Origin of the sequence: Vibrio ostreae, from assembly GCF_019226825.1 — a bacterium.
Taxonomy (GTDB): Bacteria; Pseudomonadota; Gammaproteobacteria; order Enterobacterales; family Vibrionaceae; genus Vibrio; species Vibrio ostreae.
The window spans coordinates 836,448-848,172 of record NZ_CP076643.1; the positions used below are offsets into that span (position 1 = coordinate 836,448).

The following is an 11,725-nucleotide window of genomic DNA, read 5'->3' on the forward strand; positions in this document are numbered from 1 at the left end:
GGTCACAGGAACTGAATAAGATTCAGCCACCTGTGCCCAGCCCGACTTTTTTGTGCCCGCAAATCTTGGCAGGACACACACCCAAATCGCCTGTGCGTGAGCGCTCTCTGAACAAGCGTGTGTCCTTACTGCGCCCACCTCGTACCGTTCACGGTTTTTACCATCAGGCGGCAGCCAGAGCGCGTTGAATTCTCGGGCGTACGATAAAGACCATGATCATGGCAATCAGGTAACCCAGTGGCAGCGCTTTGAGCAGAGTCAGCGCCCAGAAAGCAATGAACTGGCTGGCACTTTCTGCCTGTGACGTTGAAAGTACGGACATCAGGCTGATAATGGATTCCAGGCTCAGCGCAATCAGACCACACAGAATGAGCTTACGGCCAAGAGGTTGAATATGCGGCAAGCGGCGTTCAACTAACTGAGCCAGTTTCATGATCAGCAGACCGGCAATCGGCAGGATCACGACCAGAGAGAATAAGAACGACTTCAGCCATTGGGTTGCGAATTCAGCATTCAGGCCGTGGTTAATGTAAGTAATGAAAGCAGAGATGCTTGCCACAATACAGACAGGAGCAGGCAAGGTAATAGCCAGTTTTTTAAGATTCATATGGTCGACGTGTTGGTTAGTTGATATAGTCAACCATATTAAAGCCATTAGTTGACAATATCAACCATATGAATAGTAGTCCTATAGAACACCACATTGCCTATTTAACTCAGTGTATGCGTGAAAACATTACTCATGAACTTGAGCGACAAGGCGTTTTGCTACCGTTTTTTCAAAGTCTGGCACTGCACTATATTGCCACCCATCTTCCTTGCACTGCTCATGATGTTGCGATGGCGATCAAAAAGGATAAAGCGCAGGTAACCCGACTGATTAATGAACTGATCAAGCTGGAGTTAGTTGACAGGGAACAAAATCCGCACGATAAACGTGAGTTGATACTTTCATTGACGGAGTCTGGCCAGACGTTAGCGCTGCAGATAAAAGAGGTGCGCCGCGTGGTATCGGCACGTATGACCGAGGGGCTGGATGATGAGCAGCAAGCGCAGATGCAGCAGTGGTTGGTCAGGATGATCGATAATTTGGCATGCCAACAGAGTCGGTAGAAGAGTTCAACAAACGATTGAATTTATTCGTGATATCTAGTGCAATATAGTATAAAAACCAGATGGTCAGTGCTTGGAATTGGCTGCCCCCCACAGACAGCGTTTAAAGTGATAAACTTGCTGCTTAGTTTCACGACAATCATACAGTTAGAGTCGTACTCATGGTGAGAGAAAATATTTCGTTAAAGGGAGCTAAGGTCGAGGGCCTGAAGAAAACACGCACTAATGTCGAGCCTGGTACCCGGCGGCGTAAAAAATTTGAAGACAAAAGACAATTTATTCTTGAAACCGCATTGTCAGTATTCTCAAAATTTGGTTTTCATGGTACCACCATGGAGCAAATTGCTACGGCGGCAGATATCTCCAAAACCAACCTGTTTTACTATTTCAAAAGTAAAGAGGCACTTTATCTGACCATTCTGGAGAATATTCTCAATGACTGGCTAGCGCCAATTGGTAGTTTTGAAGAACCGGATGATCCCAAAGCGGCGCTGGAAAAGTACATTCGTCTTAAGCTGGAGTTATCGCGTGATCAGCCGCAGGCTTCACGTCTGTTCTGCCTGGAAATTATCCAGGGCGCGCCGATCCTGAAAAATTACCTCTCCGGTCCGCTTAAACAGATAATGAGCGAAAAGTCGAAAGTGATTGAGCAGTGGATCAGCCAAGGCAAACTAAAGCCTATCGAGCCTGCCCAACTGATCTTTATCATCTGGTCTACGACCCAGCACTACGCTGATTTCAGCGTTCAGGTGAAAGCGATTACCGGTAAAGATCTTAATAACAAAGAATTTTTTTGAGGAGACCTGCCAGACCATTCAGGGAGTGGTATTGGGCGGTCTTTTCTGACTTTTATCCATTCTGAATCTCTTAATCATCCTAAATTGTGATTTGGCGCGTCATCTGACGCGCCTTTTTCTTTCCTGCATAGCTGTTTGTTGTACCGCTTCAGCCTCTTTGTCTCGTTTCTGCCTGCATCCTTACCTGTTCTCTATTTGTCCGTTTTAGCATCGCTTTGAACAAAAAACGCGCACTCAATTAGTGCTATTGCACCATTTTTATTGCAATAAAACAGACCAAGTGGTCTGTTTTAGAGTGAATGGTTTGATTTAACTCATTGTTATATAAGTTAAATTAACTTTTGGCATAAAGTTTGATTAGGATCAATGCGAAGAATCGTTAAATGCATGTCGAAAAAAGGAGTTTATATGCAGATTGGAGTATTCATTCCCATTGGCAATAACGGCTGGCTGATTTCAGAAAATGCCCCGCAATACATGCCAACCTTCGAGTTAAACAAAGAGATTGTGCTGCGCGCAGAACATTACGGATTAGATTTCGCGCTATCCATGATTAAATTGCGCGGTTTTGGCGGTAAAACTGAATTCTGGGAACACAACCTGGAATCCTTCACCCTGATGGCAGGTCTGGCGGCAGTGACCTCAAAAATTAAGCTGTTCGCCACCGCAGCAACTTTAACCCTGCCACCTGCCATTACCGCGCGTATGGCATCGACGATTGATTCCATTTCCAACGGCCGTTTTGGCGTTAACCTGGTGACAGGCTGGCAAAAGCCGGAGTACACCCAGATGGGGCTGTGGCCGGGCGATGAGTTTTTCGCGTCACGCTATGACTATCTGTCGGAATACGCTCAGGTATTACGTGATTTGTGGGACGAGGGGGTTTCTGATCTGAAAGGTGATTACTTCACCATGCAAGATTGTCGTTTGAGTCCGCGTCCGCAAGATACGATGAAAATTATCTGTGCCGGTTCCAGTGATGCCGGGATGGCATTTTCGGCCCAATATGCCGATCACAACTTCGTATTTGGCAAAGGCGTGAATACGCCGAAAGCCTTTGCGCTAGCCGCTGATCGCCTGCTTGAAGCGACACAAAAAACGCAGCGTGATGTGAGCTCGTTTGTGCTGTTTATGGTCATCGCCGACGAAAGCGATGAAGCGGCCCGGGCGAAATGGGAAAGCTATAAAGAGGGCAAAGACGTCGAAGCGCTCAAATGGCTGGGTGACCAGGCGGCTAAAGACAAAACGTCGGGCTCGGATACCAACGTGCGCCAAATGTCGGATCCGACATCAGCGGTCAACATCAATATGGGCACGCTGGTGGGCTCTTACGAAAAGGTGGCCAGGATGCTCGATGAAGTGGCCGAAGTTGAAGGCACTGGCGGTGTGCTGCTGACATTCGATGACTTTATCTCCGGTGTGACGGCATTCGGTGAGCGTATTCAGCCGCTGATGAAAACCCGTCAACACATTGGTTACCAGGGAGAGTACGCAGCATGAGTCATGACGCGATTTCCGGCTACACACTCAATCACACCGATTCTCCCTTGGTGGTCAAAGCCGAGCCTGAAGCCTTAGCGATTAAACCGAGTGAAACTGCGCTGATTGTGGTGGATATGCAAAACGCCTATGCCAGTCAGCAAGGCTATCTCGATCTGGCCGGATTTGATGTTTCCGCCACCGGCCCGGTGATTGAAAACATTAACCGTGCGATTGCGTTGTCCCGTCAGGCAGGCATGCAGATCGTGTTTCTGCAAAATGGCTGGGATGCCGATTATGTCGAGGCGGGTGGCGCAGGTTCACCGAACTGGCATAAATCCAATGCGCTGAAAACCATGCGCAGTAAGCCGGAGTTATCCGGTCGGTTTCTGGCCAAAGGTGGCTGGGATTATGCCCTGGTGGATGAGATTGTTCCGCAAGAAGGAGACTGGATAATCCCTAAAACCCGTTACAGCGGTTTCTTCAATACGAACCTCGACACCATGCTGCGCGCACGTGGGATCCGTAACTTAGTGTTTACTGGTATCGCCACCAACGTGTGTGTTGAATCGACCCTGCGCGACGGCTTTCATCTCGAATATTTCGGCCTGGTTTTATCGGATGCGACCCATCCGGCAGGCCCGCTGGCGGCGCATGAGGCCGCGCTGTTCAATATCCGTACTTTTTTTGGCTGGGTTTCCAATCTGGAAGATTACGCCCAGGCTCTGGCAAATAAATAAAGGAGATTATTATGCCTAAACAAATAGTTGTCCCTGAAGGAACCGGTACCCCTCTTGCCCCGTATTCCCCGGGTACTCAAGCCGATGGAGTGGTGTATGTATCCGGCACACTACCGTTTGACCACGACAACAATGTGGTGTTTCCCGGCGATGCGGCGGCGCAGACCCGTCATGTTCTCAACACCATTAAAGACGTAGTGGAAGAAGCAGGCGGCACCATGGCTGATGTGACGTTCAACATGATTATGATCCGAGACTGGAAGGACTACGCGATGATTAATGCGGTGTACGCGGATTTCTTCCCGGGCGATAAACCGGCGCGTTATTGCATTCAGTGTGGCCTGGTGAAAGAAGAAGCCTTGATCGAGATAGCTTCGATTGCCCATGTTGGCCAGGCGTAAACGCACAGAGTGAGGTAGGGCAGCATGTATTTTGAGATCCATGGCGATAATCACCCTGACACTGTTTTGCTCTCATCGGGTCTGGGCGGATCACACCACTACTGGGACAGTCTGATCCCTGAGCTGGCAACGCGCTTCAGAGTGGTGGTGTACGACCAGTACGGAACCGGCAACAGCGATGGTGCAATTGGTGAAGGTTACAGTGTCACAGATATGGCGCAGGAAGTGAATGCGTTGCTGAGCACCACTAAAACGCAGCAAGTCCATTTTATTGGCCATGCATTGGGCGGTTTGATCGGCTTGCAACTGGCGCTCGATGCCCCGCACAAAGTGGCCAGTCTGCTGCTGATCAACAGTTGGGAGAAAACCGATGACCATACCCGGCTCTGTTTTGAGATAAGAAAGCGTTTATTGCATGAGTCCGGAGTTGAGATGTTTGTTAAAGCCCAGCCGCTGTTTTTATACCCGGCGCAATGGATCAAACAGCATGCTGCACTACTGAGTGAAGAGGCGCAAAAAATGGCCGCCGCCTTTGCGGATACTTCTAATTTACTCAGACGAATAACAGCTATTGAGCAATTTGATCTCTCCGGGCAGTTGCACAATATACGCTGCCCGACCGGTATTATTGCCAGTCGTGATGATTTATTAGTGCCTTATTCTTGTTCGGAGCAATTAAATCAGGCTATTCCCGATTCATATTTATATTTTATGCCGTATGGCGGGCATGCCTGTAATATTACAGAGCCGGAAGAATTCAGACAGATACTCGATCACTTTTACAGTTAAATTGATTAATAAAACTGACTAACCAAAAATAGTTACGAATCAAAGATACTCACTAATCAAAAAATTTTATACGCAGGAGACAATAAATGGGTCATATCATGGATGAAGCAGTACTGCAGCAGTTATTCACCGAGGCTCGTACTCATAATGGCTGGCTGGATAAAGCCGTCAGTCAGGAACAAATTGAGCGGCTTTATCAACTGACCTGTATGGGGCCGACATCCGCCAACTGTTCACCGGCGCGTTTTGTGTTTGTCACCTCAGCAGAAGGGAAAGCCCGTTTGGCACCGACCTTATCCAAAGGCAATCTGGACAAAACCCTATCGGCACCTGTGACTGTGATTGTCGCTTATGACAGCCAGTTTTACGATGCGCTGCCCACACTGTTTCCGCACGGCGACGCGAAAAGCTGGTTTACATCCAGTGAGGCGCTGGCTCAGGAAACCGCAATGCGCAACAGTTCCATGCAGGCGGGATATATGATTCTGGCCGCGCGTGCCATGGGGCTGGATACCGGTCCGCTGTCAGGCTTCGACCCGCAGGCGGTGGATGATACCTTTTTTGCCGGCACCAGATGGAAAACCAACCTGATGATCAACATTGGCTATGGCGACCGCAGCAAACTGTATGGGCGTTTACCGCGTTTAACTTTCGAGGAGGCATGTCGTTATGAGTGAAATGAGTCTGGATTTAGTCGCCAGCAAACCAGTTAGTCATGAGATGAATTTTACCGAGTTTGCTCAGGTGGCAGATAACGGCGTGCAGGCTTTTAAAGATGGCATGGCAAGTCTGGGGTCTGCGGTCAATGTAGTGACCACTATGGTTGACGGGCAGGCAGCCGGGTTTACCGCAACGGCGGTGACCAGTGTTACCGACACGCCACCAACGCTGTTGGTGTGTTTAAACCGTTCTTCATCGGTGTTTGCCGCATTCGATAAAGCGCAAACCTTGTGTGTCAATACGTTAGCGGCGGACCAGGCGCAAGTGTCCGGCTTATTTGCCGGTAAGCTGAGCCAGCAGGAGCGTTTCGACAGTGTGGCATGGCAGTCATTTGTCACCGGCGCTCCGGTGTTAGCGGCCAGCTCGACCGCCTTTGACTGCAAGATAGCGTCGCGCTCGACGGTCGGCACGCACGAAGTGTTTTTCTGTGAAATTGTCGGTATTGGTGCCGCGCAGCAGATTTCCAACCTGGTGTATTTTGATCGTCGTTATCACAAGTTGACCTGATAATCGCTGGAGGCTGAATCATGATATTTGCTTTGGAGGCGTTTTATTTAATTCCGTACACGCAGGACCATTTTTTGAGTGACGGCTTGATTGTTACCACACAAAATTTTGACTGATTTTACCTATTATCATCTTGATAATGTGCTGACGGTTTTAGTGGTCATGCTTAATTATTTATGGATAGTTAATTCGATAATTCGATAATTCGATAATTCGATAATTCGATAATTCGATAATTCGATAATTCGATTGCAATAATTGTACTACCAAGTGGTTTGAATAATTCAGCGTTGTAAAAGCGAAGGACAGCAAATGAATCTCAACGGGATGAGGACATTGTTATGCAAACGCAAATGAAGAAAGTGGGTGACTTCTATGAATTAGAAGTTGGGGAAGATTTATTAAACAGTAAAAACTTTAATCAGGATTTAGCTCCAACTAAGGTCAAAGAGCGCAGTTGGAGCCAGTGGAATATTGCTGCTCTGTGGGTGGGGATTGCGATTTGTGTTCCGACCTATACGCTGGGCGGGATACTAACCGCTTATTTTGGTCTGTCGGTGGTAGAAGCGCTGCTGACCATTTTTATCGCCAATATTATCGTGTTGATCCCGCTGACGCTGAACGCGTTTGCCGGGACTAAGTACGGATTACCGTTTCCAGTGCTGCTGCGCTCGTCGTTCGGGATCGTGGGCTCGAACGTGCCGTGCCTTATCCGCGGCTTTGTTGCCTGTGGCTGGTTTGGTATCCAGACCATGTTTGGCGGGCTGGCGATTCACCTTTTATTAGCGGAAATTTCAACCAGCTGGGCGAGTCTGGGCAGCCAGGGTGAGGTATTGGGTTTCTTTATATTTTGCCTGCTGAATATCGGAGTCGTCCTCAAAGGGGCCAATTCCATTAAGTGGCTGGAAACCTTGTCGGCACCGCTGCTGCTGATTGTGTCGCTTGGACTGCTGTTCTGGGCCAGTGATAAGGTCTCTTATGCTGAGTTACTGTCAACGCCGGCTAATCGCCCGCCGCAGGATGGCGTGGCAAAATACTTCTTTTCCGGGTTAACCGCTATGGTCGGCTTCTGGGCCACCTTGTCGCTCAATATTCCTGATTTCAGCCGTTATGCCAAGTCACAGAAAGATCAGATCGTCGGTCAGGTAATTGGCTTGCCACTGACCATGTTTCTGTTCGCGGCGTTGGGTGTGGTATTAACCGCTGCGTCGCAGACGCTGTTTGGCGAAACCATTTCAGACCCGATCAACTTGATCGCGCAAATTCAGAGTCCGTTCTGGGTCGCGGTCGCAATGGTATTGATTATCATCGCAACCTTGTCGACCAATACCGCGGCCAATGTGGTTTCTCCGACCAATGATTTTCAGAATATTGCCCCGCGCTACATCAATCACACCAAAGGTGTCCTGCTGACCGGTGCGGTGGGGATTGTGCTGATGAGTTGGGAACTGCTGAAAAAAATGGGCTGGATTGAGTCAGACGTCAGCGTAGAAGCTTTTATCTCCAACTGGTTGTTGGGTTACTCCAGTCTGCTGGGGCCGATTGCCGGAATTATGATTGTCGATTACTTCATGATTCGTAAGCAGCAGCTCAATATCCTGGCGCTGTATCAGGAGAATGCTTATCCGGCGGTCAACTGGGCTGGTTTTATCGCCTTTTTGATCCCGGTCGGATGTACCTTCTTGGCGATTTCGTTTGATGTGATGACCTGGTTCTATGATTACGGCTGGTTTACCGGGGCCATCAGTGGTGCTGTGCTCTATTTTGTTGCCAGCAAGTATCTGACCGCACCATTGGCTAAACCGTTTATGTCAGCGGGTTTGAATAAAGCCTGACCCTAAGACGGCCAATATAACCAATATAACCAATATAACTAAGATGACCAGAAGTGACATAGACAAGCAGCGCGAGGCTATGTCACTCTGAATCAGCACTGTTACTGTTTTAAAGAAGGAATGAGAAATGTCGAAAGTTGCATTTATTACCGGCGCAACATCAGGTTTTGGCCGCGCTGCGGCGCGCAAGTTTGCCTCACAAGGATGGTCGGTCGTGATTACCGGGCGGCGAGAAGAGCGACTGCAGGCATTGAGTGACGAGTTAGCTGAACGGTCTCCGGTGCATTATCAGGTACTGGATGTACGAAACAACGAAGAAGTGGTGCAGATGGTGCAATCACTGCCTGAGACCTTTAAAAACATCACTTGTCTGGTCAACAATGCCGGCCTGGCTCTGGCGCCGCAGCCGTCGCAGACCGTGGACATCAATGACTGGCACACCATGATTGACACCAATATCACCGGTCTGGTCAATGTGACGCACGCTCTGCTGCCGACACTGATTGAAACGGGGAGCGGCGCGTCCATCATCAATGTCGGTTCGATTGCCGGCCAGTGGCCGTATCCGGGCAGCCATGTTTACGGCGCGAGCAAAGCGTTTGTGAAACAGTTCAGCTACAACCTGCGCTGTGATTTGCAGGGCACGGGTGTGCGTGTCACTGATCTGGCGCCGGGCATTGCGGAAACTGAGTTTACCCTGGTGCGTACCAAGGGCGATCAGGCTGCATCGGATGCGTTGTATGAAGGCACCCGGGCGCTGGCAGCAGAGGACATAGCCGAAACCATGTTCTATCTCGCGACCTTACCGCCACACATCAACGTTAATCGCATGGAAGTGATGCCGACCGATCAGGCCTGGTCTCCATTTGCGATTCATCGTGAAAACTGATTTATCGTGAACACGGTCTGGCGTCAGAAGAGTCTGAAGCTGGTCCCTGTTTGCAATGATTGTAACAAGGGAATGATTATGCAGCTTAGTACAACGGAAGCAATTATTAACGATATCCGCTCAGGTAAGATGGTTATCCTGATGGATGATGAAAAGCGTGAAAACGAAGGTGATCTGATTGTCGCAGCCGAAAAAATAACCCCTCAGATGGTCAATTTTATGGTCAAAGAAGCCCGGGGTTTATTGTGCCAGACCATTACGGCAGAGATAGCGGAGCGGCTTGAACTGCCGTTAATGACCAAAACGAATGGTGACAAGTTTACCACTAACTTCACGGTTTCGATTGAAGCGGCTCAGGGTGTGACTACCGGTATTTCTGCTTTTGATCGTGCTGCTACCATTACCACGGCGGCCGCCGTTAAAGCTCAGCCCCAGGATATTGTTTCTCCAGGTCACATTTTCCCGGTGGTGGCTCAGCCTGGCGGTGTGTTACATCGCCCCGGTCATACCGAAGCGGGCTGCGATCTGGCCCGTTTGGCCGGATTGGCACCTTCATGTGCGATTATTGAAATCATGAACCCGGATGGCTCGATGGCGCGCCGCGCTGATTTAGAACGTTTTGCCAGTCAGCATGACATCAAACTCGGCACCATTGCGGATCTGATTCGCTACCGGTTAGAACATGAGATGTTATTGGAACTGACCGAACAGCTGCCGCTCAATACACCTTTTGGTCAGTTTGATCTGTATCGCTTTAAATATTGTCCTGATGATTCCGACTGTTATGCGCTGTTAAGTGGACAGGCGCGCAGCCACGTGTTCTCTGACAAGAGGACAGACGTCTTCGAGAAGGTACCGATTGAGAGTCATACCCTACAGCATGAACTTGACTGGTTGTCATTCTGCGGCGGCGAAGTGATGCAATCACTGCAACGCATGTCCCAATCTTCCCAAGGCGGCATGGTGGTTATTAGCAGTTCTTCATCATTATCTAAGTTCGATATCCGCGATCAGGTGTTGCGTTTCCTGCAGCAAAACGCACCAGCTTGGCAAGCTATTTCACGCAGCTGCCACGCGGCATAATCAAAGAGGTCAAACAAAAATGGCCTGTTATTTTTATCGGAGCGATACCGCCTCAATACAGCGCCGGCCTGCTGCATTTTGTTAATGGCGGTATTATTTCCACTCTGATCGATAGTCATTGTGTATGTATTGCTATCGCCAAGGGTTACCAGTTGCAGCGGCGCCCGATTGGCAGTGGCGAAGCGGTGGAGTCAAAGTATCCAGCCAGTGGTTTAAGTCGCTAAATAGCCCCGCCAGCGGGATAGAAGCAACAGGTTGGCTATCGTGTGACCTATGTAAATTAATACGCCGTTACAATTGTGGGTTAGGTATTATACTTCCCGGGTGGTTAAAATTTAACCACTTAAGGAGGTGTGTATGAAACGATTTGAGAACATACTGTATGCCACCCAAGGGTTACCTGGTCATAGTGACGCGCTCGACCAGGCTATTCGAATCGCTCTGAACAATGGCGTTTCTGTCACTGGTCTGATTGCCTGTCCGGCTTTCCCGCAAGAGTGGGCTCATTACCAGCAAAGTTATGAACACTCTTTGTCTAATTCGCTGCAGGAAAAGGTGGCCCGTTTCAGATCAGAACATGACCTATCTGAACAGCAAGCACCATTTCCGCTCCTGGTCAAACACAGTGAGCAACCCGCTATCTGTATCATTAAACAAGCCCTTGAGAACGACCACGATTTGATCATCAAAGAAGCGGAGCCGCTGCGCAACGGGGCCGGTGGTTTTAAAGCGCTGGATATGACCTTGTTACGAAAATGCCCGTGTGCCGTTTGGCTGCATCGTCCCACAGATAAGCCCAAAAACAAACGAAGAGTTGCGGTAGCGATTGATCCGACGCCAAGCGGTGAGGCACAACATGCGCTCTCTTTACGTTTACTGGAGCTTGCGCGATCGATTGCTGATTCCTGTGACAGCCGGCTCCACCTGATTTCATGCTGGGAATACTATCTCGAGCATTATCTTGAAGATAACAGTTGGATCCATGCCGATCCGCAAGAGCTTAATCAGGAAATTGATAAAGCCAAAAACAGCCATCAACGCGCGTTACAGCAATTGCTTGAAGAGTCGGGTATTGCAGGCGAAACGGTCACTCATTATCTGCACGGTAATCCCGATGACGCCATTCCGGAATGCGTGCAGCAGGAGGATGTGGATGTCCTGGTGATGGGCACTCTGGCGAGAACCGGTATTGCCGGATTTGTGATTGGCAACACCGCGGAGAATATTCTGCAATCTATTCGCTGTTCTCTGGTCGCCCTCAAGCCGGAAGGGTTTGTTTCTCCGATCAAGTCGTGACCGAAGAGACTGGGCCGCCTGGTAGCAGGAGATTAAACGGCTGACCATCAAAAATGTCAAATAGCTAGTCAGATGT

General features: G+C 49.2%; 13 protein-coding genes. 12 read left to right on the forward strand and 1 reads right to left on the reverse strand.

The annotated features are described in order from the left end of the window. Positions 1 to 163: 163 nt before the first annotated feature. The gene (locus KNV97_RS09970; protein ID WP_168797005.1) at positions 164 to 607 is read right to left on the reverse strand and encodes a DUF2798 domain-containing protein; all 444 of its coding nucleotides are present in this window, start codon (positions 605 to 607) and stop codon (positions 164 to 166) included. A 68-nt stretch (positions 608 to 675) separates the two neighbouring features. Here KNV97_RS09970 and KNV97_RS09975 point away from each other — a divergent pair, with 68 nt between their 5' ends. The 12 genes from KNV97_RS09975 to KNV97_RS10030 all read left to right on the forward strand — a co-directional run bounded on the left by KNV97_RS09975 (position 676) and on the right by KNV97_RS10030 (position 11,649). Beyond that, entirely contained in the window at positions 676 to 1,113 is a 438-nt protein-coding gene (locus tag KNV97_RS09975; protein WP_136484602.1) for a MarR family winged helix-turn-helix transcriptional regulator, read from the forward strand. Between the two features lie 161 nt (positions 1,114 to 1,274). After that, a complete protein-coding gene (rutR, locus tag KNV97_RS09980) occupies positions 1,275 to 1,910 on the forward strand; it encodes an HTH-type transcriptional regulator RutR (protein WP_218563013.1) in 636 nt (211 codons plus the stop codon). A gap of 408 nt (positions 1,911 to 2,318) precedes the next feature. Beyond that, entirely contained in the window at positions 2,319 to 3,410 is a 1,092-nt protein-coding gene (gene rutA, locus KNV97_RS09985) for a pyrimidine utilization protein A (protein ID WP_218563014.1), read from the forward strand. Then, the gene (gene rutB, locus KNV97_RS09990) at positions 3,407 to 4,129 is read left to right on the forward strand and encodes a pyrimidine utilization protein B (protein ID WP_218563015.1); all 723 of its coding nucleotides are present in this window, start codon (positions 3,407 to 3,409) and stop codon (positions 4,127 to 4,129) included. Before rutA ends, rutB begins: the two co-directional genes overlap by 4 nt. Before the next feature lie 11 nt (positions 4,130 to 4,140). Further along, positions 4,141 to 4,530: a pyrimidine utilization protein C gene (rutC, locus tag KNV97_RS09995; RefSeq protein WP_136484612.1), complete on the forward strand. Its 390-nt coding sequence runs from the start codon at positions 4,141 to 4,143 to the stop codon at positions 4,528 to 4,530. Positions 4,531 to 4,554: 24 nt separating this feature from the next. Further along, the gene (gene rutD, locus KNV97_RS10000) at positions 4,555 to 5,319 is read left to right on the forward strand and encodes a pyrimidine utilization protein D (protein ID WP_136484614.1); all 765 of its coding nucleotides are present in this window, start codon (positions 4,555 to 4,557) and stop codon (positions 5,317 to 5,319) included. Between the two features lie 86 nt (positions 5,320 to 5,405). After that, a complete protein-coding gene (locus KNV97_RS10005; RefSeq protein WP_218563016.1) occupies positions 5,406 to 5,996 on the forward strand; it encodes a malonic semialdehyde reductase in 591 nt (196 codons plus the stop codon). Continuing rightward, positions 5,989 to 6,546 (forward strand): flavin reductase, encoded by a 558-nt coding sequence (locus KNV97_RS10010; protein WP_218563017.1) that lies wholly within the window; start codon positions 5,989 to 5,991, stop codon positions 6,544 to 6,546. Before KNV97_RS10005 ends, KNV97_RS10010 begins: the two co-directional genes overlap by 8 nt. A 341-nt stretch (positions 6,547 to 6,887) precedes the next feature. After that, the gene (locus KNV97_RS10015; protein WP_218563018.1) at positions 6,888 to 8,381 is read left to right on the forward strand and encodes an NCS1 family nucleobase:cation symporter-1; all 1,494 of its coding nucleotides are present in this window, start codon (positions 6,888 to 6,890) and stop codon (positions 8,379 to 8,381) included. A gap of 127 nt (positions 8,382 to 8,508) precedes the next feature. Then, on the forward strand, positions 8,509 to 9,270 hold the full coding sequence (locus tag KNV97_RS10020; RefSeq protein ID WP_218563019.1) for an SDR family NAD(P)-dependent oxidoreductase: 762 nt from the start codon (positions 8,509 to 8,511) through the stop codon (positions 9,268 to 9,270). A gap of 78 nt (positions 9,271 to 9,348) precedes the next feature. Next, positions 9,349 to 10,353 (forward strand): 3,4-dihydroxy-2-butanone-4-phosphate synthase, encoded by a 1,005-nt coding sequence (gene ribB / locus KNV97_RS10025; RefSeq protein WP_218563020.1) that lies wholly within the window; start codon positions 9,349 to 9,351, stop codon positions 10,351 to 10,353. 357 nt (positions 10,354 to 10,710) lie between these two features. Further along, positions 10,711 to 11,649 (forward strand): universal stress protein, encoded by a 939-nt coding sequence (locus KNV97_RS10030; RefSeq protein ID WP_218563021.1) that lies wholly within the window; start codon positions 10,711 to 10,713, stop codon positions 11,647 to 11,649. The last annotated feature ends 76 nt before the right edge of the window (positions 11,650 to 11,725 follow it).